Source organism: Bradyrhizobium sp. BR 10261, assembly GCF_019455395.1.
GTDB classification, from domain to species: Bacteria; Pseudomonadota; Alphaproteobacteria; order Rhizobiales; family Xanthobacteraceae; genus Bradyrhizobium; species Bradyrhizobium manausense.
In genome coordinates this window covers 152,144-175,548 of the sequence record NZ_JACOFQ010000005.1, presented here as the reverse complement: position 1 = coordinate 175,548, position 23,405 = coordinate 152,144, and the positions used below count along the sequence as shown (strand labels likewise).

Genomic DNA, 23,405 nt, shown 5'->3' with positions numbered 1-23,405 from the left:
TGATGGGACCGGACAACCAGATCGCGCCTCGATCTATTTCCGGTTCTCCTCGCAGAACTTTAGCGCGGCGAGCGCCTCGCCGGCGCGCGGGATCTGCATCTCGATGCTGTCGTCGTCATCGTCCTCGAAGTCCAGCGTCAGACGCTTGGCTCTCGACAGGCGGTCCATGATGGACTGATCGTACTCGAAGATGCCGCGCACGGTGGTCTTGTCCATGACCTCCCACTTCGCCTTCGCCATGATGTCGGCGTCGTCGGTGCCGACGTCGGCACGCAGGATCTCGCCGACCTTGTCCCACTCCCAGCCATCATAGATCATCACGATCACGATGGCCTTGTCCGAATAGGTGATGACGATGACGTAGTCGCGGTTCTCGTCGTCCTTGTCCTTGTAGCCGCGGCTCGCGTTGCAATGGGTGTCCTGGGTCCGTTTCTCGATGGTCCAGTCGCCGACCTTGGATTGCTGCGCCACCGCTGGCCCGGCGATCAAGGCCGCGGCGAGCAGTCCAGCGGCAAGGCAGAATCTTTTCATGTCAGCCCCCAGCGTTTCCCCGCGCCAAGCTGACCACCTCTGCCGGAAAGCCGCAAGGGCCGGCTCGACGCGCCCGCCGGCGAAGCCGGGCCGGCTACGTTCGCCTTGGCACGATCGCGATCGGGGTGAAGGTGTAAACCTCCTCGCCCTTCTGATTGAACATCGTCCACTTCACCATGGCGATGCCCTGCGGCTTCGACTTCGACGGCGTCAGGCTCATGACCTCGCCGACCAGATGCAGCCGATCGTTCGGCCGCACTGGAATGGTCCAGCGCAAGCCATCGACGCCGGCGCCGATCAGCGGGTGCGGCCCGAAGGGCCGGGTCTGGATCGCCAGATTCATGGCGATCGCCGCGGTGTGCCAACCCGAGGCAGCCAGGCCCTTGAACAGGGTGTCCTTGGCGGCTTCGTGATCGAGATGCATCGGCTGCGGGTCGAACTCGGCGGCGAACCGCTTGATGTCGGCTTCGCTGACCACGACCTCGGGGGATTTGAAGCGCATCCCGAGGGTGAGATCGTCGAACCAGGCGACCTGAGCCATGATTTTGCCTCGAAATGTGACATGCCGCGCGCGCAATGCACACGGCCAAAAGGTGGATCGTTCGGGGGATGTAGCGGTTCGGCCGCCCGCAGGATAGGTCCCGGTTCCCCGCGAAACCCCTTTCCTATCTCGACGAAACACGCCTGAAACAGAGAGCCGGTTATCTAGTTGTCAAAATCATACAGGGACGTGCGCCATGCAATTCTTCCTCGACCTGATCAGCGAATATGCCTGCTGCCAGCACCTCGTCGCCCAGCCGCTTGGGGAGGACGAAATATGATCGAGCTCATCTCCGTTGTCCTCGCCCTGTGCAGCATCGCCGTCTTCGCAGCGCACGCGGTGGACGCCTATCGCACCACCCACTTCTAGCCAACAGTGGCGGCGCGGTTAGAACGGCCGCCGGTAGAAGTGCTCCGAATGCGTCGCCGGCGGAAACCGGTTGGCGAGTGCCAGCGCCCCCTTTTCGTCCGTCTCGAGCGCGATCTTCTGCGCCAGCATGACGTCGCCGGGCACCAGGAAGCCTGACGGGACGAAACACCACCCCATCGTTGCATTGCCTGACGCATCGACCTCGTGGACGTTGGCGGCCGTGCCGTAATGGATGCGATAGCGCTTGCCGCTATCGCAGCCGATGACGTCGAAATGCCGGTACTGCTCGAACTGAGCGCGCTGCTCGTCGGAGAGCCATTCAGCCAATAACCGCCTCCCCCGCGCCTCGGGCGTGTTCTCGCCGAAGAAGCGCCGGTAGAGCTCGCGGAGCGCGTGCAACCGCGCCCGCGCGGGCGCGCGGAGCCTGAAGACCGCGATCATGAGCCGTTCAGATCAACCGCCGACCAGGCGGGGATAGAACAGGGTTTCGTGCGCGGTCGGGTCGAACGATTTGATACGCGTGACTTCGCCTGGCCCAGTCCGGTACGCCGCGGTGAAGCCCGCACCGGTCAACTCCCGAAAGCGTTGTTCGGCCTGCGCCAACGCTTCGGCATTTTCGGGATCAAACTCGTGGCGTGTATCGCCAGTCTGGTCCATCACGATCTGGGTAGCCATGTTGAGTTCTCCTCATGCCCAGCCCTGAACTTGATCTAAGCAAACCTCGTGCCGTCGGTTCCTGAAAGCAACAACTTTCTCTCTGAGACGTCCAGTCACGCCTTGCGGAGCAACTCAACGCACCGCCGCAGTCCCGCCCCCGTCGATCTGCCGGCCCATCAGTGCAATGGCCTTTTGGTAGACGCCGGCAGCATTCCAGGCCTGGATGGCGGCGAAATTCGGCTCGCCCGGCTGGTAACCGGCTCCCGCACGCCAGCCATTGGCCTTGAGGAAGTTCGCCGTCGAGCTCAGCGCGTTGGCGGCGACGTCGAGATTGCCGGTGCCATAGGCCAGGATGTTCTTGGGCATGAACTGGGTCTGGCCGACCTCGCCATGCATGGAGCCGCGGGTCGCCCCTGATAGCACGCCGCGGTCGACCAGCTTCAGCGCCGCATAGAGCTGCTCGGTAAAGAATTCGGGGCGACGGCAGTCATAGGCCAGCGTTGCGATCGACGAGAGCATGTTCTGGTTGCCGCGCTGGCTGCCGAAGCCGGTTTCCATGCCCCAGATCGCGATCAGCGGTCCCGGCGGCACGCCGTAACGCTGCTCGATCGAGGCGAACATCGCCGCCTGGGATTGCTTCAGAGACCGGCCGCGCGCCACGATGGTGGTGGCGCCGCGCTTGGCCAGGAACTGGTCGAGCGACAGCGAAAAACTGTGCTGGCTGCGGTCGGCATTGATGGTGGCGCTGGCGTAATTGGTCTGCATCAGCGCCGCGATCGCGGTCTGGCCGATGCCCTTGCCCTGCGCTTCCGCGCTGAACTCGCGCTTCCAGGCCTCGAAACCGCCGGGCCCGTTGCCGCATTGCGCAGCCATGGCCGAGGGAGCCAGGGACAACAATAGCGCGGCCGCGCCGATCAACGCCGTCGCAACGGTCCTGCCCTCAGTCATTCCTGCGCTTCCTTTTTTCTTTCAGATTTGCGCGACCGGCTCGCGCGCGGGCATGATCCTACGTCAGCCGTATCAGCTCAAGCCCCGACCGGTGCAATCAATGCAAGCAATGCGCTTGACATGAACAAAGGCTGCCGTCGGTGCCGAGCAGGAAATCCACCATGAGGCCCTGGTGCTGCCGGTACATGTCTGTTCCGGTCGCCGCGTCGCACCCTTAGGGCCGGGATCATGCCGTTCATGCGGAGACCGCAGCGCCGTCGCTCTTCGCGTCGGCGCCATAGGTCAATTCAAGCCCGTCCAGATTACCCTCCTTGCGCCAGATGGCGAGCAGCCGGAGGAACGCCATTGGTCCGCGCCAATACTGGCTGTTGCGCGCCGCGATCGGATCGAACACGCCCTCATTGTTGTAGTAGCCCGGCGTGCATTCGGCGAGATAGGACTGGCGGCCGACCGCGGCCTTGACGACCTCATCGACCCAGGCGTTCTCGGCTGCGAGCGTCGGCTCCAATGTCCTTGCGCCGCGCTTGCGCGCCTCGGATATCACATAGGCGATGTGCTGCGATTGCTCGTCGATGATGTGCGGGAAGTTCGCGCTCTGGCCGGCCTGCACGGTCACGATCAGGAAGCAGTTCGGGAAGCCGCGGCTGTAGAAGCCGTGCATGGTCTTGACGCCATCGCGCCAGCGCTCGGACAGGCTCATGCCGTCGCGGCCGTAGACTTCAAACCCCATGCGGCGCGCATAGTCGGTGCCGACCTCGAAACCGCTGGCATAGATCAGGCAGTCGAGCTCATAGGCCTTGCCGCCGGCGACGACCGCATTCTCCGTGATGGCTTCGACGCCCCTGCCTTTGGTGTCGACGAGATGCACGTTGGGACGGTTGAACGTGTCGAGATATTCGTCGTGAAAGCACGGCCGCTTGCAGAACGCCTTGTACCAGGGCTTGAGCGCCGCTGCTGCCGCCTCATCCTTCACGATCGCATCGACGCGGGCACGGATTTCCTCCATCTTGCGATAGTCGGCCTGCTCGATCACCTTCAGCGCCTCTTCCATCGAGGCGACCTTATGCTTCTGGCGGCGCGGCGCCAGCAGGATCTCGCCAAGCAGGCCGGTCCAGCCGTCCTGCACCAGATCCTGCTCGAACGGCTCGCCTGAAATCACCGCAGTGAAATTGTCCATCCGCTCGCGCTGCCAGCCGGGCTTCAGGCTTTCCACCCAGGCGGCATCCGTCGGGCGGTCGGCGCGCACACCGATCGCGGACGGCGTGCGCTGGAACACGTAGAGCTCTTTGGCCGAATGGCCGAGATGCGGCACGCATTGCACTGACGTGGCGCCCGTGCCGATGATGCCGACGCGCTTGTCGGCAAGACCGGTAAGACCGCCCTCCGCACTGCCGCCGGTGTAAGCATAGTCCCACCGGCTGGTATGGAAGCTGTGCCCCCTGAAGCTTTCGATGCCGGGGATGCCCGGCAGCTTCGGCCGGCTCAGCGGGCCTCCCGCGAGAATCACGAAGCGCGCGCGGATGCGATCGCCCCGATCGGTCTCGACCAGCCAGCGCCCCTCCTGCTCCTGCCATGTCATGCGCGAGATGACGGTCTGAAACAGCGCACGCGCGTAGAGATCGAAATGGCGGCCGATGCGGCGCGAGTGTTCGTAGATCTCCGGCGCGCGCGCATATTTGCGCACCGGCATGTAGCCGGTCTCTTCCAGCAGCGGCAGGTAGATGTAGCTCTCGGTATCGCAGGCAGCGCCCGGATAACGATTCCAGTACCAGGTGCCGCCGAAATCTGCGGCCTTTTCCACAATGCGGAAATCGTCGATACCGGCCGCATGCAGACGCGCGCCACACAACAGGCCGCCGAAGCCACCGCCGACGATCAGCACTTCGGTTTCTTCGCTTAAGGCTTTGCGCGCAAAATCGGCATCGGCCCAGGGATCGTCGAGATAGCGGGCAAAGTCGCCTGTTACCTCGACATATTGCGCCTTGCCCTCGGAGCGCAGACGCAGGTCGCGCTCGTCACGATAGCGCGCACGCAAGGCCTGGATGTCGACCGTAGGTTCGCCGGCTGTTTCGGTCTTGTGTCTTTCCGCTGACATCGATCTCCTCCACCGCGGGCCGCTGCTTCGCCGGCAGCTCGTGCCACTTAGCCCCGAAAAAGAGACGCATGCAATCGCGTCCATCGGAGATGGCAGGAACGCCCTCTTCCTCTCGCCGTCCGCAAGAGAGGGTGCGTCCGCTCTTTCGCTACGCCGTCATCTTCATCTTTTGGTAGATTCGGCAGCGATATATCCCTGATATCGCTAACTCCTGATCGAGGACATCATGGTGTTTTCCGGATTGGGCCTGCATCTCGGCAATCTGTCGCGCCTGTCGGACGCGCAGACACGGTCGATCAGCCCCGAGAATTTCACCGGCGAAAAGGGCAAGGGCGGCATGTCCGTCGATGGCCCGGCAGCGCGTCAGGCCCGCGACCTCGGCCGGGGCTGGAAGGTGTCTCCCTATGTCGTGATCGAGCCCGGCGCGACGTTCACGCTCGCGGACATCGAGGGCCAGGGCGCGATCCAGCAGATCTGGATGACGCTGGCGCGCGGACGGCTTCGCCATTCCATTCTGCGCGTTTACTGGGACGATCAGGTGCAGCCGAGCGTGGAATGCCCGGCCGGCGATTTCTTTGCCTGTGGCTGGGAGGAATTTGCGCAGGTGTCGTCGCTCGCGGTCTGCGTCAATCCGGGACGCGCCTTCAATTGCTATTGGGAGATGCCGTTCCGCAAGCGCGCGCGCTTCACGCTGGAGAACCGCAGCGAAGAGGCACTGACCGTCTACTACCAGATCAACTACACCCTGACCGAGGTGCTGGAAGACTGCGCCTATTTCCATGCGCAGTTCCGCCGCACCAATCCGCTGCCGTACAAGCAGGTCTACACCATCCTCGACGGCATCAATGGCCGCGGCCATTACGTCGGCACCTACATGGCCTGGGGCGCCAACAACAACGGGTGGTGGGGCGAAGGCGAGATCAAGTTCTTCATCGACGGCGACGGCGAATTCCCGACCATCTGCGGCACCGGCACCGAGGACTATTTCTGCGGCGCCTATAATTTCGATCCCCATGTCGCGCATGCCGGCCAAGGGCAATCCCGCTATGTGGAGTTCACCACGCCCTATGCCGGCCTGCCACAGGTGATCCGGCCCGACGGCGTCTACAAATCGCAGCAACGGTTCGGCCTGTACCGCTGGCACATCCCCGATCCGATCCGCTTCCAGAGCGACCTTCGCGTGACCATCCAGGCGCTCGGCTGGCTGCCCGGCGTCAGGGAATCGAAATATCTCCCGCTGCAGGACGACATCGCCTCGGTCGCGTTCTGGTATCAGACGCTGCCAACGGCATCATTCCCTGAGCTGCCCGGCCCGGACTATCTGGAAATAGCTTAGGCGTGATTCAGAAAAATGCGCACGCGCCTTCAATTCAACACCTCCACCGTCGCCGAGCGGCCCGCGACCAGCGAGATTGCTTCAGGCACCGGGTCCAGCGCAATGCGCACGGGCACGCGCTGGGCGAGACGCACCCAGCTGAACGTCGGATTGACGTTGGCAAGCAGGTTCGCACCTTCAGCGCGGTCGCGGTCCTCGATGCCGGCGGCAATGCTCTCGACATGGCCCGTGAGGGTCGCCTTCTCGCCCATCAGACGCACCCGAACCTTGTCGCCGACGCGGATCCGCGCAAGCTTCGTCTCTTCGAAATACCCCTCGACATGCAGCGTGTCGCTGTCGACCAGCGCCATCACGCCCCTACCAGCGGAGACGTAAGCGCCGGGCCGCAGATCCATGTTGGTGATCACGCCATTCACGGACGCCCGGACCTCGCTGCGATCGAAATTGAGCTGGGCGACCGCGCGGTCGGCGACCGCGGCATCGAAGGCGGCCTTGGCCTGAAGCTGGGTCGCTAGCACCTGCTCCTGCTTCTGCTGCGACACCGCGTCCGTTGTCAGCGCGGTATAGCGCTTCAGATCGGCATTGGCCTGGTCGAGCGAGGCCTGATGACCGGCGACAGCCGCATCGGCCTGCCGCAGCGCCAGCGCAAAGCGCTCGCGATCGATCCTGAACAGCACGTCGCCGCGATGGACCTTCTGGTTGTCCTTGACCAGCACCTCGGTGACGAAACCGGAGACGTCGGGCGCGACCTGCACCACGTCGGCCCGCACGCGGCCGTCGCGGGTCCAGGGCGATTCCATGTAGTAGCCCCAAAGCTCGCGGCCGACACCGATCGCGGCGATAACAGCGATGATGGTCACGGCAAGCCGGCCGAGCCAGGCAAGATTTCCCTTCATGAGAGATACTCCGAGAGATAGACGACGCCGCCGAGCAGGCAGACGAAGGCTGCGAAATCGAACAGCGCGCGGTGCCAGACCAGGCGGTAGAGGTCGAAGCGCTGCATGACCAGGCGCAAAATCGCGCTCAGCACATAGGCGACGATGATCCAAAGCAGGAGCGCCGGCACGAGCACACCGTAGATGTCGATCACATATCTCATGCCGCCACACTTGCATCTGCGCGCGGCCGATAGGCCGGCGCGTCCGGGAACAGACCGCGGCGGATGCCGACGAGGCCGATCAGGGCATCTTCGCGCGCACTGTCATTGGGATCCTTCACCGCCTGGCCCAGCGCCCGGTCGACGCTGGCCAGAAGCTCGCGCGGCATGCCTCCGCCCGCATAGTTGCGGCAGGCGATGGCGAGCTGGTCGAGCATGTCGTCGATGACGGCGATGGTCGACGCCGCAAGCCCGTAGCGCGCGCGGCGCAGATCGATGATGTTGATGCCGATGCGGAGCTGCACGAGGCTATCGGCATCGCGGCGATCGCTCTCCGAGAGGAACGCAATGCGCTGCACCAGCAGGCCCAGCCGGTGCAGCATGAGCCCTGCGAACTCCGCCCGGTCGCGTTTTCCGCGCCGCTCGGCGGCAACCGCGATCGTGATCCAGCTCGACAGCACCAGGCGGTTGGCGATCCACTCCGCCCCTACCCCGCGCGCGATCCGCGTCACGATCTCGGCAATCAGCACGCCGACGAAGAAAGCCACGGCGGAATTGGCGTAGGAGGCAAAATCGGCGGCGTAGGTCGATTGCAGGGCGAGCAACGTGGCGGTGTTGGCCGCGAGCGCCATTCCGGTCCCCGCCGTGGCGGGCCGGCTGATCAAGAAGCCGTAGAGCAGAAAGGTCGGCGCCAGCGCAACGATCAGGACTTCGATATGGGAGATCGCGGGAATGATCGCGAACAGATAGATCGCGACCACGACGATGCCGACCAGCGACCACAGGCCGAAACTGCGGATGAATCGCGCGGGCTCATCCTGCGCGGCGAAGAACGAGCAGGCGACGGCCGCCATCATTGGCGCCGACGCGCCGTCCGGCCAGCCCGTGCCGATCCAGAACACGCAGGAGATCAGGATCGCCACGGTCGCGCCCGCCGCCGACCACAGCGCCAGGCCGCGATCGCGGTGACGCGCCGGCGCAGCGCCAGCCTCGGATCGGAACGCCAGATCGAGCGTGGAGACGTTGCGGTTCTCGGCAATGGCCTCGGTCAGCGCACGGCAGTCGCGCGAGAGGTCGACCAGATCGCGCAACCGCGACAGCAGGCTGGTGGTGATGATCCGTTCCCAGGACGCGCTGTCGTTCAGCCCCGCCTGCTGCTCCGCTATCGCGCCACGGACACGCTCGGCTGGCTGCCGCGCGCTGACGTCACTTCCAATCCATTGCGCAAGCTCGTCCAGCAGGCGCTTCAACTCCGGCTGCCGCTGCAGGGCCTCCTCGCCCAATGCAGCAATACGGTCCTCGATCGAGGCGATCACCGGCAGCAAGGTCAACATCCGCAGCCGGATTTCGCCGAGGCCGGTCACAGCATTGCGGTCGGTCAGGCGATCATAGGCAAGATGAGTTGAGAGCGTGTCGATCTCGACGATGTCGGTCGCGAGCTTGAGGCGCTTGTCGCGGCGCGTTTCGTCGGTCGCCTCCCGCAGCAGAACGACCTGGCTGAGGCGGCGTGCATCGGAAAGCCAGGTGTCGACGCGATGAGCCACGGCGGGCGCGACGCTGCGGGGGAACACGATGGTCGAGACCAGGCTGGCGCAGATGATCCCGAGCGAGATCTCCTCCAGCCGCGCCACCGCCGTGTCGAAGATCGCGTCTGGTTGGGACACCGAGGGAAAACCGATCAGGGCCACCGTGTATCCCGCCAGCATGAAGACATAGCTGCGCGGCGTGCCGTCGAGCAGCGACAGATAGAGGCAGAACCCGACCCAGAGCGCGATCGCGAGGCATAGCAGTTCCGGCGCATTGACCAGATTCGGCACCAGCGCCACCGTCATGGTGGCGCCGACCAGCGTTCCCATCACGCGGAAGAACGCCTTCGAGCTGGTGGCGCCCGCCAGCGGCTGCGAGGTGATGTAGACCGTCGCCATGGCCCAGTAGGGCCGCGGCAGGTCCATGGCGAGCGCAATGACAAGCGCCAGCATCGAGGCGGCAAACGTCTTCAACGCGAAAATCAAGTCCGCGTGGCGGACCAGAAACGGCTCACTTTCGCGCATGACTATTTCGCCTCTGGAAGCGCCGCTGCCCCGATGCGCTGGTGCGTCGCGAAGGTTATCGCAAGTTCGTCCCCACCGATATCCTTCGGGCCTCGCCCACCCCTGTCGGATGTAGCGTTTTGGCACGGGTCTCTCCCAGCGGTGAGAGGTGGAAGCCGCCCTCGCCTCACTTCACCGCATACACGTCCGGATCGGCGCTCGAGCTCGGGTTCTTGAAGGCGGCGCGCAAGGCCGGCGACATCGGAACGTTGTAGTTGATGCCGTTCGGCGGGGTCGGCGATTCCAGCCACTTCCTGTAGAGCACCTCGATCTCCGGGCTTGCGTAGAGCTCGGCGGTCGCGCGATCGGCCAATGCCTTGAACGGCGCGTCGTCCCGCCGGAGCATGATCCCGTAGGGCTCTGGCTTGGAGAAGGTCTCGTCGCTGATCATGAACTGCGCCGGCTCCTTCGAGCGCGCAATGGCGACCGCGAGCTGAATGTCGTCGAGCGCGTAGGCCTGCGCGCGGTCGGTCTCGAGCAGCAGGAAGGCCTCGGCCTGATCCACGGCCGGCATGATCTTGATGCCGAGATCGCGCTCGGTGTTGACCTTGGCGAGCTGGTTCAAATTGACCGAGCCCGCCACAGCCGTGACCGCCTTGCCCTTGAGGTCGTCGATGGTGTTGATCTTCGCGGCCTTCTTGGCGGCAAAGCGCGTCGCGCTGAGGAAGTGCGTGTTGGTGAATGCGACCTGCTTCTGGCGGTCGGCATTGTTTGTGGTCGCCGAGCAGTGCAGGTCGAGCGTGCCGTTGACCATCAGCGGGATGCGGTTCGACGAGGTCACCGCGACATAGTTGACGGCAATGTCGGGCATGCCGAGTTGCTTCTTCACGGCGTCCACAATTCTGAGGCAGATATCCATGGCAAAGCCGACCGGCTTCTGGTTGCCGTCGAGATAGCTGAAGGGCACCGAGGCTTCCTGATAGCCCAGCGCAATTTTCCTGGTCTCCTTGACCTTCTGGAGCGTACCGGAGAGATCTTCGGCGGACGCTGAGCCGGCAAGACAAGTGACGGCCAAGAGAACGGCGGGTAGACGCATCGAAAGCTCCTGAAAAGGTCGCGCCGCCATGCCGGGCGCAATCGAGGCGGTGATAGCCCAGCCGCACGCCAGCCACCAGACCGGCCAGGGTCTACCAGCTATCGCGGCTTTCGATGTGGCGGCAGGCCCTTCGTCTCCGCTACATTGGCACGATCCAGGACTCGCCGATCTATCAGCCAGATCTTCGCCATGACCGCCCAAACCGCTTTCGACCTGATCTTCCGCAATGCCCTGCTACGATCATCCCCGACACCCGTCGATATCGGCGTGAAGGGCCGACGCATCGCTGCGATCGAACAAAAACTCGCCTTCGAGGCCGTCGAGGTCGATCTCGGAGGACGGCTGGCGGTGCCCGGATTCGTCGACACCCACATCCATCTCGACAAGGCCTGCCTGCTCGAACGCTGCGGGCACATTCACGGCACGCTCGGCGATGCCATCCGTGCCGTCTCGGCGATGAAGCGGGATTTCAACACCGACGACGTCTATGCGCGCGGTGCCAAAGTGCTCGAACGCGCCGTCGTGCACGGCACGACGCGGATGCGCACCCATGTCGAGATCGACCCGCGTATTGGCCTGCGCAGCTTCGAGGCGATCAAGGCGCTCAAGCGCGACTACGACTGGGCGATTGATCTCGAGCTTTGCGTGTTCCCGCAGGAAGGGCTGACCAATGATCCCGGCGCCGACGAGCTGCTGGTTCAGGCCCTGCGTGACGGTGCCGATGCAATCGGCGGCTGCCCCTATACCGACACCGACCCGAATGCGCATCTGGCACGCATCTTCGACCTCGCCCAGGAGTTCAACCTCGATGTTGACCTCCATCTCGATTTCGATCTCGATTCCTCCTGGTCGCATCTCGACGAAGTCATCAGGCAGACCGAGCAACGCAATTACGGAGGCCGCGTCGCAATTGGGCACGCCACAAAGCTTTCGGCCCTACCGCCGGAGCGGCTGAAGGCCGCCACCGCGCAATTGGCCAAGGCCGGCGTCGCCGTTACCGTGCTGCCGGCGACCGACCTTTATCTGATGGGGCGCGAGGCCACCCACAACGCACCGCGCGGGCTGACGCTGGCGCACAAGCTCGCGGGCGAGGGCATCGTCTGCTCGATCGCGACCAACAATGTGCTCAATCCGTTCACGCCGTTCGGCGATGCCTCGCTGCTGCGAATGGCGAACTTCTACGCCAATGTCGCCCACGCCGCCGTCGGCGATTTCGACACCTGCCTCGATCTCGTCACCGAGCTGCCGGCGCGGCTGATGAATCTCAGGGATTACGGGATCGCGATCGGCAAGCCTGCCGATCTCGTCGTGCTCGATACCAGCGACAGCCGCTTCGCCATTGCGGAGCTGCCGGATATCCTGATGGGATTCAAAAGCGGACGGCAGACTTTTGAGCGGTCGCCGGCCAAGCTGCTTCGCCCGCGAAACTGAACCACGCGCGACACATCGACCCGACGGAGCAACCGGATGGCCTTCGACAAGATCTTCCTGAACGCGCGCTTCGATGGCGGGGCGCGGCATCACATCGCGATCAAGGATGGCCTGATCGCTGCGCTTCTGCCGGCCGACGCGCCCACTGGCGGCGCCGAGACTATTGATCTCGGCAATGCCCTTGTCGTTCCCGGCTTCGTCGAGGGCCACATCCATCTCGACACCAGCTTCTATGGCGACGCCTGGCGTCCGCACAAGCCGTGCACCAATGGCTTTGACGTGCACGAACGCGTGGCCTTCCAGGCCGAGAACATGGCCGAGGCGGCGCCGATGGACGTGCGGGCGCGCAACCAGCTCGATCTCTGCATCGGCAACGGCTCCACGCAGATGCGCAGCCATATCATGGTCGATGGCTCTGTCGGCCTGAGATCGCTCGAGACGATCCTGCGCGTGCGCGAGGAATACAAGAGCTTGATCGACATCCAGCTCGTCGCCTTTCCCCAGAGCGGCATCTTGACGAGCCCGGGCACGCCGCAATTGCTCGATGAGGCCATCGGCCTCGGTGCGAACCTCGTCGGCGGGCTCGATCCCGCCAGCTTTGATCGTGATGTCGAGAAGCACCTGGACGTCGTGTTCGGCGTCGCCGAAAAGCACGGTGTCGACGTCGACATCCACCTGCACGACATGGGCACGCTCGGCGCCTTCGAGATCGAGCAGATCGCGGCGCGCACGCGCGCGCTCGGCATGCAGGGCCATGTTGCCATCAGCCACGCTTACGGGCTCGGCGATATCACGGTGGACCAGCTCAAGAGCGTCGCCGACATCCTCGCCCGCTCCGGCGTCGCGATCATGACCAACGCACCGGGCGCCCGCGCCTTCCCGCCGATCCTTATCCTGCGCAGCGCCGGCGTCACCGTGTTCAGCGGCAACGACAATATCAGGGATTCCTGGTGGCCCTATGGCGACGGCGACATGCTGCGCCGGGCGACGACGCTTGGCTATCGCTCGGGCTTCAACACCGATGAGGAGCTACGTGTCGCCTTTGACGTCGTTACCGTGTCAGGGGCCAGGGCGCTGCGACTTGAAGGCTACGGCCTGCATGTCGGCGCCCACGCCGATTTCGTGACGTTGAACGCCGAGCATGTTCCGGAGGCCGTGGTCGCCGTGCCGCAAGGCCGCGCTGTCTACAAGGCGGGTATGCTCGTCGCGCGCGACGGCAGGATTGTCGGGAAACGTCCCTGATCCCCACCGCTTTCCGGCCGGATTCATCGCCAATCGCCAACAAGACCGAGTCCAGTAGAATCCCGGACCGTAGCTCCACGCGTTGCTAGAAAGATGGCCCTCACCATAATTGCACACGCGCACTGACCATCTGCGTTCTCCGGGGAAGTTATGGATACGTTCGGCGCATTCAGCAGCATTGACTATCAATCCATCCGGGCCAGGACGCCCGCCGAGACCGCCGTCAAGCGATTGAGCGGCATCGGCGAAGTGCTGTCGGGGCTCGACATCGCCACGATCCACTCGCCGGACGATATGGCCCGCGCGCTGCGCACCCTCGATACCGCCGACAAGTGCATTCGCATGGTCCTGACTGAATTCAAAAGCGAGCGTACCAGGGACGTCATCCGCGAAGCCAGTCGCCTGAACGACCTGATCGAACTCGCTCGCGATGAAATCTCGGGCCTTCGCGACGACGGCAGGCCGCTGAGCTGAGCACTTCGCACTTTTCAGGATCATGCTTTAGCGTTTGATCTTCGCCAGAATCCGGTCCGCCTCGGTACGCCAATCCGCGCTGCGAGCGAAATCCTGCGTACCCTTCGGCCCGAACACGCCCTCATCCGCGAGATCTGCGACCCAGGCCTGACGCTCGGCGGTACCCTGGGCCGACCAGGGCGTCAGGCCGGCCTCACGCACCGTCTCGGCGACCTCACGCACTTCTTCGGCTCGGCGACGGCCGTGCTCGATCACCCGCTGGAAGAAATAGGCGCCCTGCCTCTCCCAATTGATGCCGGGAAACGTCTCCGCGAGTGAAGCCAGCACCGCATCCTCGACGCCATAAGCGCGTGCGGTCGTAAAACTTTCGATCACCATGGCCTCCAGGCCCTTGATCATGATGCTGCGGCACATCTTCACGGCCGAGGAAACGCCGAGCTTGTCGCTGGCGACCTTGGCCGCAAAGCCGATCGCGTTCAGCAGCGGCTCCAGCTCCCTCGCGCCGGGGCCACCAAGCAGCAGTGGCACCTTGATGCGATACGGCGGCACCGAGGTCATCACGGCGCCCTCGACATAACGTCCGGCAGCGCCATCGATCAGCGCTGCTGCACGCTGCTTGGCGCCCGGCGACGCTGAATTGAAATCGAGAAACCAGGTGCCCTGGTTGATCGCATCAGCGCAGGCTTTTGCCACCGGCACGGCCTGGCTGGCGGTAACGGCCGAGATGATGAAGTCGGATTTTGCGGTCAGTTCGGCATGAGACGCTGCGAGCGTCACGCCGAACTTCCCAGCATGTTGCTTCATCGCAGCGCCCTGCTCGCCTCCGAGTTTGACGTCATAAGCCGCAACCTTGATGTCCTGCTGCCGCAGATCCTCGGCCAGGATCCGGCCGACCTCGCCATAGCCCACCAGCCCGATCTGCCACCGCTTCGGATCCGCCATCAGTTCAGTCCTCGTGTCGTCGCGTCGAAAAGCTCCTCGACCGCATAGCGGCGCGGAATTAGCGCCTGCTGGAATGCGTAGTCGACGATCAGCTCCAATGGTTTTCTGTTCGCCTCAATGCCGAACGGCAACAGATCGGGCGTCGCCGCCGGCTCCATCTGCTCCTTATTCCGCTTGAGCAGATCATAGACAGCAGCGACGATTTCGGGGCGCGATTTCGCGAGGCTTTCGGTCACGACCACGAGATGATTGACCGGCACGACGCCGCGGCGCGCATACCATTTGGCAGCTTCCGCCGCGGGATCGGGGAAGAGCGACTTCAGCCCGGGATCGTCAGTGGTCTCGCCAAGGACGGCGTCGACCTCGCCATCCAGCAGCATCTGCAGGACCTTCTTGTCTTTCGGCGCCCGCTCGGTGGTGTCGACATATTCGGCAACGTGCGGATCCTCGAACGTGACCCATTTGATCTTGTCGAGATTGACACCGTAATCGTTGGCGAGGATGCCCCGGATCCAGGCCCCGGTCGTCGTGGTGAACGAGCGGATGCCAACGCGCTTGCCTTCGAGATCATCAGGTCCAAGCGTCCCGCGCGCGGGGTTGTACAGCGCATAGGCATGCTGGAAGCGGCCGAGCATGGTCGCCGGCAACAGCACCAGCGGCTTGCCGTGCGCCTTAGCCATCAGATAGGTGACGATCGCCATCTCGCAGACGTCGAACGCCTGCTCGCGCACCATCGGTTTGAACGCCGTGTTGGTCGGCGTGTACTCGATGAGGTCGAGCTCGAACAGGTCGGAGCGGAGCTCGCCGCTCTTCACCGCCTTGACGTGAGGGTGATTGCCGAGCACGGCCTTCAGCTTGAGACGATCCATCGGCCCGCTCCTAGATCAGACGATGTTGCGAACGAGGACCGGCTTCATGCCAGCTCCTCCGCAACCGTCGGAAACAGGCGCTGATAGGCTTCGCCATAGGTCATGGTCACGCCCGTGTTGCGGCTGCCCTGGATACCGCGGTTGAGCGCGACGCGCTCGTAGTAGCCCCAGAGATGCTTTTGCGCGGCGAGGATCTGGAACGCCTCGTATTTCTCCTTCCAGACCTCGTCGATCTTGAGCAGCAGGTCCGGCTTGTAGTTGCACTGCTCGGGCTGGTGCGGCTCGAACAGGAACACCGGTGGCGCGGAATATTTGTACTGCGCGCCGGGCTTGTGGCCCATCGCCTGCGCGACCACGCGCGTCTCCTGGGCGAAATGCGCCGCGTTCGGATGGTCGAAATTATAGGGGTCTTCCAGCGCATGCGTCAGCACGAAGCTCGGATTGAGCTCGCGGTAGATGTCGACCATGCGGTCGAAATGCGCCTCGGTCAGCTTGAGCGGATAGTCGCCGCAATCGAAAAATTCGATCTCGGCACCGAGCAGCTTTGCCGCCCGCTCCGCCTCGTCCTTGCGGCCGGCCTTGACCGATTCCAGCGTCGCGCCCTTTTCCTTCCAGGCGAACTGGCTCTCGCCGCGCTCGCCAAAGGACATGCAGACGATCTTCATGCGATAGCCCTTCTTCGCATGCAGCGCGATGGCGCCGCCGGCACGCCAGACGAAATCGCCGGGATGGGCGGTGATCACGAGACCGGTTTTCATGGGAGAACTCCCCTCTTCTCAAGTAGACGTTCCGTCGATCGCCACCGCGGTCATCCGTCGAATCCAAACAGGCGCGCGGGATTATCGACCAGGATTTTTTGCTGGAGCTTCGGCTCCGGCGCGAACAGCGGGATCAGGTCGACAAGATCGCCGTCATTCGGCATCACCTTGACGTTGGGATGCGGCCAGTCGGTGCCCCAGATGACGCGGTCCGGTGCTGTCTCGACGATCTTTCGCGCGAACGGCACGGCATCGGTGAAGGGCCGACCGGCCGAGGACACACGCTCCGAGCCGCAGATCTTGACCCAGCATTTTTCATCGCGCCGCAGCAGCTCGATCAGGATTTTGAACGGGAGCTGGTCGAGCCCTTCGGCGGCCTTGACCCGCCCCATATGGTCGATCGTGTAGCTCAGCGGCAGCCTGGTCAGCATGTCGGCATAGTCAGGCAGATCGACGGCATCGAAATGCAGATCGATGTGCCAGCCGAGCGGCGTCACCATCGCGACGATGCGGTCGAAAATGCGCTTGTCGGGCACCCCGCCGAGATGGCGGACGAAATTGAAACGGCAGCCGCGGAAGCCGCCTTCGTGCAGCGCGCGCAAGCCCCGCTCGGTGATGGTGTCGTCGATATTGGCGACCGCGCGGTAGGCGCCGTTGCTCTCAGCGATCGCGTCGAGCGCCACCGTGTTGTCGGTGCCGTGCACGCTGGCATTGACGATGACCGCGCGCTCGACGCCGAGCTTGGCGTGCAGCACCTTGAAGTCCTCGAGCGGCGCATCCGGAGGCGTGTAGGATCGGTCGGGCGCGTAAGGATATTTCGCGCCGGGGCCGAAGATGTGGCAATGCGCGTCGCAGGACAGTTTTGGCAGCCTGAACTTTGGCGTGCGCGTGTTGGGATCGGGCGCTGGAGTGGTGGGCGTGTACGTCATCGTCATCACTTGAACCGCCGAGCGAGACGTTTCTTTCAGGTCTTGTTGCTTGCGACAGTCGGCCGCCGCGCCGGCACGGCCTGATCCAGCGCTGGCGCCTGGAACGCGGCCACGGTCGCCTGCACCATCTGCTCGATGGCATTGGCGGCATCGCTGCCGTCGGCCTCGCCGCGCGACAGGCGCGAGACACGTTCGGGCGTCACGAGCGAGTAGTAAAGCGCGCCGAGCAGGAAGTGGCTGCGCCAGACGATGTCGGTGCGCGGAATGTGCGGCAGGCTCTCGTGGATCGCGTCGATGAAGGCGTGGCTGGTGTCGTCGAAGGTCTGAGCGATGATCTTTCGCGCCACGTCGTTGCCCTCGGCCGACATCACCGCACGCAGCCGCGTGAAACGCGCGCCGCCCCCGGCAAGATCACTGCCCGAGGTGAAGGCCGGCACCACATAGGCCCGAACGATGGCTTCCAGCCGGTCCTGCAGATCGCGCACGCGCCTGGCGGCGGCGAGCAGCTCGGAGCGGCGCAAGTTCATCGGTCCGCAATGGCGCCGGTAGATCTCCAGCAGCAGGCCGTCCTTGGTCTTGAAATGATAGGTGACGCTGCCGGGATTGGCGCCGGCCGCGTGCGCGATGTCGCGCACCGAGACGGCGTTGAAGCCGTTGGTGGCGAACAACTCCTCGGCCGCGGCGAGAATCGCCTCGCGCATGTTCGGCTTGCGGGCCGTGTCCTTGCTGGTGGGCTTGCGTGCCATGCTATTTGTACTATCGTACAAAAGATCAGGTCTCGTCAACAAAAACCAGGGACAACGTCCGGAAAGCTGAAGGCTGCCGACATCCGCACGCAGCGAGGCTCTCCTCTCAATTGTGCGCGCCCGCCCGCATCTTCTCCGGCGCGGCCGGACGCCGGAGCAACTCGGCATCATCGCGCCCGCCCTGCGGGATCAGGATGGCGCGCTCGCGCGGCAGTGCCTCCGGCATCTCGTCGCGGATGAAGGCGATCAGCTTCTCCCTGACCTCGCAGCGCAGGTCCCAGGATTGCGGCGCGTTCCGCGCGCTGACCAGCGCGCGCAACTCGATGGTGCGCTGGTCCGCATCGATCACCTGGAGATTGACCACTGCACCGTCCCATAGCTTGGATTCCTTCACGGCTCCCTCCAGCCAGCGCCGGATGCGCGGCACGTCGGCGCGGTAGTCGACATGGAGCGCGATGACGCCGATCAGGGACGCGGTGTCGCGTGTCCAGTTCTGGAACGGCTTTTCGATGAAATAGGACAGCGGCACCACCATGCGGCGCCAGTCCCATAGCCGGATCACGACGTAGGTCGCCGCGATGTCCTCGACCCAGCCCCACTCGTTCTCGATGATCACGGCATCCTCGATCCGGATCGGCTGGGTGATGGCGATCTGCAGGCCCGCGATCAGATTGCTGAGCAGCGGCCGCGCGGCCAGACCGACGATGATACCGGCCGCGCCGGCGGAAGCGAACAGACTGACGCCGTATTGCCTGACCGAGTCGAACGTCATCAGCGCCGTCGACACCGTGATGATGACGATGATGATGTCGGTCACGCGCTTGAACACGCGCACCTGGGTCACGTGCTTGCGCGCAACGAAGTTTTCGCTGACGTCGCGAAAATTCTGCAAATAGCGCGCCGCGCTCATGTCGACGATGCGTATCGATATCCAGCCAATCAGCGCGATAAAGGCAACCACGAACACGCGCGTCAGCGGGTTGCGGAACGCATCGTCCAGCGGCGCGAGCGGCAGCACCAGCGCGACGGCGGCAAGACACAGCGCCAGCTGGGCCGGTCCCGACGTGCGCTCGATGAACACGCTCAGCAGCGGAAGCCGGGTTCCGAAGGTGCGATTGAGCAGAAAGACCGCGAGCCGATAGAACGAGAGCGCGATCAGCATCGCCCCGGCGACCAGGCCGAGACCGATAAACCATGACGGTATCCACCCGAACATCCTGTCGATGTCGGTCATGACGGCTTGGCGATTCATTCATGTCCCCGCAATTGCGTTGGCGACCCAACGCTCTTTCGGCGGCTTCGCTCCCACGCTCAGTGCAATGCAGCATCCCTCTGGTGCAACCGTCGCCGAATTGCGCTATCTGTAGGCAATCATGACTCGCCGAACCGGCAGCGCCGATCTTCCCTTGCACAGCGGACGAGTTCCGCCGTGGCTGGCGAGCCGCATGGCATCGCTGGGTGCCATCGTCACGCAAGCGATCGTGCTGCATTATGGCCGCGACGCGTTCATGCAGCGGCTGTCGCATCCGTTCTGGTTCCAGTCGTTCGGCGCCGTGATGGGGATGGACTGGCACTCCTCAGGCATCACGACGTCGGTGATCGGGGCGCTCAAGCGCGGGCTCGGCCCGCTCCAGGACGAGCTCGGCATCTATGTCTGCGGCGGCCGCGGCCAGCATTCGCGCAAGACGCCGGACGAGTTGTCGCAGCTCGGCGACCGCGTCGGCTTCGACGGCGCAAAGCTCACGCGCGCCAGCCGCCTCGTGGCCAAGGTCGACAGCGCCGCCGTGCAGGACGGTTTCGACCTTTATCTGCACGGCTTCTTCGTCACCGCCGACGGCAAATGGACGGTGGTGCAGCAGGGCATGAACGGCGACAAGCGCCAGGCCCGCCGCTATCACTGGCATTCTGAAGCGTTAAGGAGTTTCGTCGACGCGCCCCACAGCGCCATCGACGGGCCGCAGCAGGGCGAGATCGTCAATCTCACCGACCACCGCGCCGACCTCTCGCGCAGCGCGCAGCTCGAGATGCTCAACGAGCTCGGCCCCGATCGCATTCTTACCGAATTCGAACAGCTTTCGGGCACGACGCCCGAGCCGGCGCAGGCCATGCTGCCGCATCTGATCATGCCCGCGCATCATGACGTCAGGCCGAAAGACGTGTTCGCACGCCGACTGCATGGCACGCTCGCGGCCGCAGCCGAGCGCGGACCGGTCGATTTCCCTGAACTGTTGCTGACGCCGGGCGTCGGTGCGCGCACCGTGCGATCGCTGGCGATGGTCGCCGAGGTCGTGCATGGCGCACCCTATCGGTTCAAAGATCCTGCGCGCTTCTCGCTCGCCCATGGCGGCAAGGACCGGCATCCCTACCCGGTTCCGATCAAGGTCTATGACGAGACCATCCGCGTGTTGAAGGGCGCGATCCAAAGCGCGAAACTCGGACGCGAGGAAGAGATGCAGGCGATCAAGCGCCTCGACGACCAGGCCCGGCGGCTTGAGCGCACCGCAAGCGGGCCATCGGTCGAAGCGTATATCGCCGGTGAGCGAGAGGCTTCGCCCGATCTCGGTGGCCGTTCCGTGTTTGGCTGGGAGCACGATCTGGTTGCCGCGACAAAAAAGCGGACCGGGTAATCCCCGGTCCGCAAGTCAGCGGGAGGACCGCCTTGTCAGGTCTCGTCGGCGTCTGGCTCCTGTTCGAGCCGGTTGGCCGCGTGATCCTGATACTGTTCGGTCTGGATGGCCTTGCCGTCCATGCCGCGAATATCGGAATGCTGTTTCTTGTCCCTGTTGGACAGAACCATGTTGTCGCCGATCATCTCTTTCGGCACGTCGGTCAATGCGCCGGTGCCGTCGCCCTTGCCATGCATGCCCGATCTGAAATGCGTCTTGCTGCCGTGCCCAGCTGGCATCAGTCTCTCCTCTTGCAGTGATCTTGCGAAAGCTCAGTGCTTCTGTTGCGCCGGCGTCGGTTTCGGCGCCTTGTGGCCGCTCTGGCCGGGATCGTTGTGCTTGTTGTGATCGCTCTCCTGGTTGAGGCCACCGCGGCTCACCGGAAATTCGCTGTGACGAGCCTCCGGGTTGACACGATGGACGCGCGTGTCTTGCGGGTTATGACCGATAGCCTGCTCCAGCTCTCGCGCATCCGGAACATCCGGCTTCCGCTCGAGAATTCGCACCTGCTGTTCGTGAGTCTTCTTGCCCTGCATTTGTGGGCCTCCAATCTTACCGGCCTCTTCGGGGCGAGCCGCTTCGCGCGACATCCTTGTCGATACCGCCACCGATGTTCACGTCGTTCTCGACGTCGCCTTCGATCGTGTTCTCGCCCAGAACGTCCTCGAGGTCATCAGGCGAAACGCCCGCCATGTTTGCACCCTTCGATCCGCCGATCAGGGGATTTTCCTGCAGATCCTTCTCGGTCGGCGCGTACAGTTTCGGTTGCTTGTTGGTCATGTCACCTGCCTTTGCCTTTTCCGGCCTCGTCGTGCCTGTGATGGGCATCGTGTTCACCACCGCCGCCGGACACCCGGCTGTGGCTGCGCTGCGGGTCGTCCGCCGGCGGCTTCTTCACCTGATGCGGCGCCTTCGCGTTCTCGTGCGAGGCTCCGGGTCCGCCCTGACGAATGCTGTTCGGTGTCTTTGTGGATGTCGACAATGTCGTCTCCTCAGCGATCTTGCTGATAGCCTTGGTTGGTCGTGTTCTGCTTGATGTTGCCCTGCTGTCCCTGCTGATCCGGATTCTCTGCACGCTGCTGACCGTGCGGCATCTGATCGGCGGGCATTTGCTTGCGATCGCCAGTTCCCTTGCGGCTCTGATTGTCCGGTGGAACAGGTGGCATCTTGCTGGCCATGATCTTGTCTCCCGTTAAGACGTAGATCTGCGACATGAGCCCAAGGAACTCCCCTCTGCATCATGTCACGATGACAACAGCACGAACGGCGCACCGTTCCTGGCCGATCACAACAGGCAAAGATTTTCCGAAAGGGCGTCGGCGACGTCAGTTCGCCGCGGCGAGGGAACGATCATCTCTCGTTCCGATGCGTGCGGTCGTCTCTGTTCCGCGGGCCTCTGACGTGACGGGAAGCTTCGCGATCGCGCGCAAGCCCGGCCGCTTGCGCCAGCGCACCTGCGTGGAATCAACAGCCAGAGCGAGTTTCGGCCATCGCACAAACAGTGCCTCGAGCGCGCAGGCTGCCTCGATACGCGCGAGCTGATGGCCAAGGCAGAAATGGATACCCGTCCCGAACGACATGTGCCGGTTGGGCTTGCGTTCCAGATCCAGGCGCTCCGGCCGCTCGTGCACCGCCGGATCCATATTCGCGGCGGCGAGCATCACCATGACGCGATCGCCCTTCCTCAACGGCACTCCCGCAAGCTCGATGTCTCTGCGCACGTAGCGCGGCTTCGAAAACTGCACCGGGGAGACGAAGCGCAAAAACTCCTCGACGGCGAGCGCGGCGCGGCTCCAGTCCTGTTCCATCCAGTCCCGCAGCCCGGGATTTCTGAGCAGCTCGTAGACCGAGCCGCTGATCAGATGCGTGGTGGTCTCCGAGCCTGCCGCCAGCAGCAGGAACACCATCGATACCATTTCGTCCGGCGTGATCTCGCCGCCCTCGCGTTCGACCTGGACCAGTTCGGCAATCAGGCCCTCGCCGCCCCGCTCGCGCGCGATCTGCAACTGTTCCTGGAGGTAAGTCCGCATCTTGCGGAACGCGAACAGCAAGCGAAAGAAGCTGACGACGTTCGTCAGTGAGGACATCGCATTGGCCCAGGCGATGAAGCGCGGGCGATCGGCCATCGGGAGGCCGAGCAGCTCTGAGATCACCGACAGGGGCAGGATGCGCGCATAGCGCTCCACCAGATCGGCCGGGGTGCCGTTCGCGAACAGGTCATCGGCCAGACCATCCGCCATGGCGCGGATGCGCGGCTCCATCGCAACGATGGCCCGGCGGCGAAAGGCTTCGTCCACAATGCTGCGCAGCCTGGTATGATCAGGCTCGTCCATCGTCAGCATGTTGTTGGCGATGGTCTTGACCAGCCCCGGCATCCACCAGCGCAGGCCGGCGACTTCGCCGTCTTCCTTGCGCAGCGTGAAGATCGTGCTGTCCTTCAGCAATTGCGCCGTCGCATCGTGAGTGGTGGTGATCCAGACGTCACCGACGAGGGGGAAATGCGTGGCGACCACAGGGCCTTGCGCGCGCAGCGCGGCAATGGCCCTGGGCGGATCGCGAAAGAAGGCCTCGCTGGTGAAATCGAGGCGCGGTGCCATGGGATCACCAAATTGGTTCGTGGCGCCTCAACCAGATGGTGAGCGAGGCCAC

27 protein-coding genes are annotated in these 23,405 nt (G+C 63.9%); 5 read left to right on the top strand and 22 right to left on the bottom strand.

Going from position 1 to position 23,405, the window contains the following annotated elements:
* Window positions 1-33: 33 nt before the first annotated feature.
* The 6 genes from HYH07_RS07680 to HYH07_RS07655 form a co-directional block, all read right to left on the bottom strand.
* Complete coding sequence (locus tag HYH07_RS07680; RefSeq protein ID WP_220001928.1) at window positions 34-531, bottom strand: hypothetical protein; 498 nt, start codon at window positions 529-531, stop codon at window positions 34-36.
* Between the two features lie 94 nt (window positions 532-625).
* On the bottom strand, window positions 626-1,072 hold the full coding sequence (locus HYH07_RS07675) for a MaoC family dehydratase (RefSeq protein ID WP_220001927.1): 447 nt from the start codon (window positions 1,070-1,072) through the stop codon (window positions 626-628).
* Window positions 1,073-1,459: 387 nt separating this feature from the next.
* Window positions 1,460-1,882: a hypothetical protein gene (locus HYH07_RS07670; protein ID WP_057758277.1), complete on the bottom strand. Its 423-nt coding sequence runs from the start codon at window positions 1,880-1,882 to the stop codon at window positions 1,460-1,462.
* Between the two features lie 12 nt (window positions 1,883-1,894).
* Window positions 1,895-2,116 carry a hypothetical protein gene (locus tag HYH07_RS07665; protein ID WP_057758280.1) on the bottom strand — a complete coding sequence of 74 codons (222 nt, stop codon included), beginning with the start codon at window positions 2,114-2,116 and terminating at the stop codon, window positions 1,895-1,897.
* A gap of 114 nt (window positions 2,117-2,230) precedes the next feature.
* Window positions 2,231-3,046 carry a lytic transglycosylase domain-containing protein gene (locus HYH07_RS07660; protein ID WP_220001926.1) on the bottom strand — a complete coding sequence of 272 codons (816 nt, stop codon included), beginning with the start codon at window positions 3,044-3,046 and terminating at the stop codon, window positions 2,231-2,233.
* Window positions 3,047-3,281: 235 nt separating this feature from the next.
* Entirely contained in the window at window positions 3,282-5,141 is a 1,860-nt protein-coding gene (locus HYH07_RS07655) for an NAD(P)/FAD-dependent oxidoreductase (RefSeq protein WP_220001925.1), read from the bottom strand.
* A 226-nt stretch (window positions 5,142-5,367) separates the two neighbouring features.
* Between HYH07_RS07655 and HYH07_RS07650 the strand changes: the two genes are divergently transcribed.
* Window positions 5,368-6,477 (top strand): glycoside hydrolase family 172 protein, encoded by a 1,110-nt coding sequence (locus HYH07_RS07650; protein WP_220001924.1) that lies wholly within the window; start codon window positions 5,368-5,370, stop codon window positions 6,475-6,477.
* Window positions 6,478-6,506: 29 nt separating this feature from the next.
* Here HYH07_RS07650 and HYH07_RS07645 read toward each other — a convergent pair whose 3' ends face one another.
* From HYH07_RS07645 to HYH07_RS07630, 4 genes are all read right to left on the bottom strand, one after another.
* A complete protein-coding gene (locus HYH07_RS07645; protein WP_220001923.1) occupies window positions 6,507-7,373 on the bottom strand; it encodes an HlyD family secretion protein in 867 nt (288 codons plus the stop codon).
* Window positions 7,370-7,576 (bottom strand): DUF1656 domain-containing protein, encoded by a 207-nt coding sequence (locus tag HYH07_RS07640; RefSeq protein WP_220001922.1) that lies wholly within the window; start codon window positions 7,574-7,576, stop codon window positions 7,370-7,372. Before HYH07_RS07640 ends, HYH07_RS07645 begins: the two co-directional genes overlap by 4 nt.
* The gene (locus tag HYH07_RS07635) at window positions 7,573-9,624 is read right to left on the bottom strand and encodes an FUSC family protein (RefSeq protein ID WP_220001921.1); all 2,052 of its coding nucleotides are present in this window, start codon (window positions 9,622-9,624) and stop codon (window positions 7,573-7,575) included. The genes HYH07_RS07640 and HYH07_RS07635 overlap by 4 nt, the downstream gene beginning before the upstream one ends.
* A gap of 166 nt (window positions 9,625-9,790) precedes the next feature.
* Window positions 9,791-10,699 (bottom strand): amino acid ABC transporter substrate-binding protein, encoded by a 909-nt coding sequence (locus tag HYH07_RS07630; protein WP_220001920.1) that lies wholly within the window; start codon window positions 10,697-10,699, stop codon window positions 9,791-9,793.
* Between the two features lie 189 nt (window positions 10,700-10,888).
* Between HYH07_RS07630 and HYH07_RS07625 the strand changes: the two genes are divergently transcribed.
* The 3 genes from HYH07_RS07625 (at window position 10,889) to HYH07_RS07615 (ending at window position 13,846) form a co-directional block, all read left to right on the top strand.
* Window positions 10,889-12,130: an amidohydrolase family protein gene (locus HYH07_RS07625; protein WP_220001919.1), complete on the top strand. Its 1,242-nt coding sequence runs from the start codon at window positions 10,889-10,891 to the stop codon at window positions 12,128-12,130.
* 36 nt (window positions 12,131-12,166) lie between these two features.
* A complete protein-coding gene (locus HYH07_RS07620) occupies window positions 12,167-13,372 on the top strand; it encodes an amidohydrolase family protein (RefSeq protein ID WP_220001918.1) in 1,206 nt (401 codons plus the stop codon).
* A gap of 150 nt (window positions 13,373-13,522) precedes the next feature.
* Window positions 13,523-13,846: a hypothetical protein gene (locus HYH07_RS07615; protein WP_220001917.1), complete on the top strand. Its 324-nt coding sequence runs from the start codon at window positions 13,523-13,525 to the stop codon at window positions 13,844-13,846.
* Window positions 13,847-13,873: 27 nt separating this feature from the next.
* On the opposite strand, the gene HYH07_RS07610 is transcribed toward HYH07_RS07615, so the two are convergent.
* The 6 genes from HYH07_RS07610 to HYH07_RS07585 form a co-directional block, all read right to left on the bottom strand.
* A complete protein-coding gene (locus HYH07_RS07610; RefSeq protein ID WP_409363887.1) occupies window positions 13,874-14,788 on the bottom strand; it encodes a DUF1932 domain-containing protein in 915 nt (304 codons plus the stop codon).
* Entirely contained in the window at window positions 14,788-15,657 is an 870-nt protein-coding gene (locus HYH07_RS07605; protein ID WP_220001916.1) for an ABC transporter substrate-binding protein, read from the bottom strand. The genes HYH07_RS07610 and HYH07_RS07605 overlap by 1 nt, the downstream gene beginning before the upstream one ends.
* 44 nt (window positions 15,658-15,701) lie before the next feature.
* Window positions 15,702-16,415 carry a PIG-L deacetylase family protein gene (locus HYH07_RS07600; RefSeq protein WP_220001915.1) on the bottom strand — a complete coding sequence of 238 codons (714 nt, stop codon included), beginning with the start codon at window positions 16,413-16,415 and terminating at the stop codon, window positions 15,702-15,704.
* 50 nt (window positions 16,416-16,465) lie between these two features.
* A complete protein-coding gene (locus tag HYH07_RS07595; RefSeq protein WP_220002026.1) occupies window positions 16,466-17,350 on the bottom strand; it encodes an amidohydrolase in 885 nt (294 codons plus the stop codon).
* A gap of 29 nt (window positions 17,351-17,379) precedes the next feature.
* The gene (locus tag HYH07_RS07590; protein WP_220001914.1) at window positions 17,380-18,090 is read right to left on the bottom strand and encodes a TetR/AcrR family transcriptional regulator; all 711 of its coding nucleotides are present in this window, start codon (window positions 18,088-18,090) and stop codon (window positions 17,380-17,382) included.
* A 106-nt stretch (window positions 18,091-18,196) separates the two neighbouring features.
* Complete coding sequence (locus HYH07_RS07585) at window positions 18,197-19,342, bottom strand: mechanosensitive ion channel family protein (protein ID WP_220001913.1); 1,146 nt, start codon at window positions 19,340-19,342, stop codon at window positions 18,197-18,199.
* 121 nt (window positions 19,343-19,463) lie between these two features.
* Here HYH07_RS07585 and HYH07_RS07580 point away from each other — a divergent pair, with 121 nt between their 5' ends.
* On the top strand, window positions 19,464-20,717 hold the full coding sequence (locus tag HYH07_RS07580) for a DUF763 domain-containing protein (RefSeq protein ID WP_220001912.1): 1,254 nt from the start codon (window positions 19,464-19,466) through the stop codon (window positions 20,715-20,717).
* A 35-nt stretch (window positions 20,718-20,752) separates the two neighbouring features.
* Here the strand turns inward: HYH07_RS07580 and HYH07_RS07575 are convergent, their stop codons facing one another.
* The 6 genes from HYH07_RS07575 to HYH07_RS07550 all read right to left on the bottom strand — a co-directional run bounded on the left by HYH07_RS07575 (window position 20,753) and on the right by HYH07_RS07550 (window position 23,353).
* Window positions 20,753-20,995, bottom strand: a complete 243-nt coding sequence (locus HYH07_RS07575; RefSeq protein WP_220001911.1) for a hypothetical protein — start codon at window positions 20,993-20,995, stop codon at window positions 20,753-20,755.
* A 33-nt stretch (window positions 20,996-21,028) separates the two neighbouring features.
* Window positions 21,029-21,292: a hypothetical protein gene (locus tag HYH07_RS07570; protein ID WP_220001910.1), complete on the bottom strand. Its 264-nt coding sequence runs from the start codon at window positions 21,290-21,292 to the stop codon at window positions 21,029-21,031.
* A gap of 16 nt (window positions 21,293-21,308) precedes the next feature.
* Entirely contained in the window at window positions 21,309-21,536 is a 228-nt protein-coding gene (locus HYH07_RS07565) for a hypothetical protein (protein ID WP_220001909.1), read from the bottom strand.
* Between the two features lies 1 nt (window position 21,537).
* Window positions 21,538-21,738, bottom strand: a complete 201-nt coding sequence (locus HYH07_RS07560; protein WP_220001908.1) for a hypothetical protein — start codon at window positions 21,736-21,738, stop codon at window positions 21,538-21,540.
* Between the two features lie 10 nt (window positions 21,739-21,748).
* On the bottom strand, window positions 21,749-21,934 hold the full coding sequence (locus HYH07_RS07555; protein ID WP_025035631.1) for a hypothetical protein: 186 nt from the start codon (window positions 21,932-21,934) through the stop codon (window positions 21,749-21,751).
* 147 nt (window positions 21,935-22,081) lie between these two features.
* Complete coding sequence (locus HYH07_RS07550) at window positions 22,082-23,353, bottom strand: cytochrome P450 (protein WP_220001907.1); 1,272 nt, start codon at window positions 23,351-23,353, stop codon at window positions 22,082-22,084.
* Between the last annotated feature and the right edge of the window lie 52 nt (window positions 23,354-23,405).

Excerpts from the sequence above, each read along its gene's own strand:
- HYH07_RS07680 (WP_220001928.1), bottom strand. The coding sequence starts at position 531 with ATGAAAAGATTCTGCCTTGCCGCTGGACTGCTCGCCGCGGCCTTGATC.
- HYH07_RS07675 (WP_220001927.1), bottom strand. The coding sequence starts at position 1,072 with ATGGCTCAGGTCGCCTGGTTCGACGATCTCACCCTCGGGATGCGCTTC.
- HYH07_RS07670 (WP_057758277.1), bottom strand. The coding sequence starts at position 1,882 with ATGATCGCGGTCTTCAGGCTCCGCGCGCCCGCGCGGGCGCGGTTGCAC.
- HYH07_RS07665 (WP_057758280.1), bottom strand. The coding sequence starts at position 2,116 with ATGGCTACCCAGATCGTGATGGACCAGACTGGCGATACACGCCACGAG.
- HYH07_RS07660 (WP_220001926.1), bottom strand. The coding sequence starts at position 3,046 with ATGACTGAGGGCAGGACCGTTGCGACGGCGTTGATCGGCGCGGCCGCG.
- HYH07_RS07655 (WP_220001925.1), bottom strand. The coding sequence starts at position 5,141 with ATGTCAGCGGAAAGACACAAGACCGAAACAGCCGGCGAACCTACGGTC.
- HYH07_RS07650 (WP_220001924.1), top strand. The coding sequence starts at position 5,368 with ATGGTGTTTTCCGGATTGGGCCTGCATCTCGGCAATCTGTCGCGCCTG.
- HYH07_RS07645 (WP_220001923.1), bottom strand. The coding sequence starts at position 7,373 with ATGAAGGGAAATCTTGCCTGGCTCGGCCGGCTTGCCGTGACCATCATC.
- HYH07_RS07640 (WP_220001922.1), bottom strand. The coding sequence starts at position 7,576 with ATGAGATATGTGATCGACATCTACGGTGTGCTCGTGCCGGCGCTCCTG.
- HYH07_RS07635 (WP_220001921.1), bottom strand. The coding sequence starts at position 9,624 with ATGCGCGAAAGTGAGCCGTTTCTGGTCCGCCACGCGGACTTGATTTTC.
- HYH07_RS07630 (WP_220001920.1), bottom strand. The coding sequence starts at position 10,699 with ATGCGTCTACCCGCCGTTCTCTTGGCCGTCACTTGTCTTGCCGGCTCA.
- HYH07_RS07625 (WP_220001919.1), top strand. The coding sequence starts at position 10,889 with ATGACCGCCCAAACCGCTTTCGACCTGATCTTCCGCAATGCCCTGCTA.
- HYH07_RS07620 (WP_220001918.1), top strand. The coding sequence starts at position 12,167 with ATGGCCTTCGACAAGATCTTCCTGAACGCGCGCTTCGATGGCGGGGCG.
- HYH07_RS07615 (WP_220001917.1), top strand. The coding sequence starts at position 13,523 with ATGGATACGTTCGGCGCATTCAGCAGCATTGACTATCAATCCATCCGG.
- HYH07_RS07610 (WP_409363887.1), bottom strand. The coding sequence starts at position 14,788 with ATGGCGGATCCGAAGCGGTGGCAGATCGGGCTGGTGGGCTATGGCGAG.
- HYH07_RS07605 (WP_220001916.1), bottom strand. The coding sequence starts at position 15,657 with ATGGATCGTCTCAAGCTGAAGGCCGTGCTCGGCAATCACCCTCACGTC.
- HYH07_RS07600 (WP_220001915.1), bottom strand. The coding sequence starts at position 16,415 with ATGAAAACCGGTCTCGTGATCACCGCCCATCCCGGCGATTTCGTCTGG.
- HYH07_RS07595 (WP_220002026.1), bottom strand. The coding sequence starts at position 17,350 with ATGACGATGACGTACACGCCCACCACTCCAGCGCCCGATCCCAACACG.
- HYH07_RS07590 (WP_220001914.1), bottom strand. The coding sequence starts at position 18,090 with ATGGCACGCAAGCCCACCAGCAAGGACACGGCCCGCAAGCCGAACATG.
- HYH07_RS07585 (WP_220001913.1), bottom strand. The coding sequence starts at position 19,342 with ATGAATCGCCAAGCCGTCATGACCGACATCGACAGGATGTTCGGGTGG.
- HYH07_RS07580 (WP_220001912.1), top strand. The coding sequence starts at position 19,464 with ATGACTCGCCGAACCGGCAGCGCCGATCTTCCCTTGCACAGCGGACGA.
- HYH07_RS07575 (WP_220001911.1), bottom strand. The coding sequence starts at position 20,995 with ATGCCAGCTGGGCACGGCAGCAAGACGCATTTCAGATCGGGCATGCAT.
- HYH07_RS07570 (WP_220001910.1), bottom strand. The coding sequence starts at position 21,292 with ATGCAGGGCAAGAAGACTCACGAACAGCAGGTGCGAATTCTCGAGCGG.
- HYH07_RS07565 (WP_220001909.1), bottom strand. The coding sequence starts at position 21,536 with ATGACCAACAAGCAACCGAAACTGTACGCGCCGACCGAGAAGGATCTG.
- HYH07_RS07555 (WP_025035631.1), bottom strand. The coding sequence starts at position 21,934 with ATGGCCAGCAAGATGCCACCTGTTCCACCGGACAATCAGAGCCGCAAG.
- HYH07_RS07550 (WP_220001907.1), bottom strand. The coding sequence starts at position 23,353 with ATGGCACCGCGCCTCGATTTCACCAGCGAGGCCTTCTTTCGCGATCCG.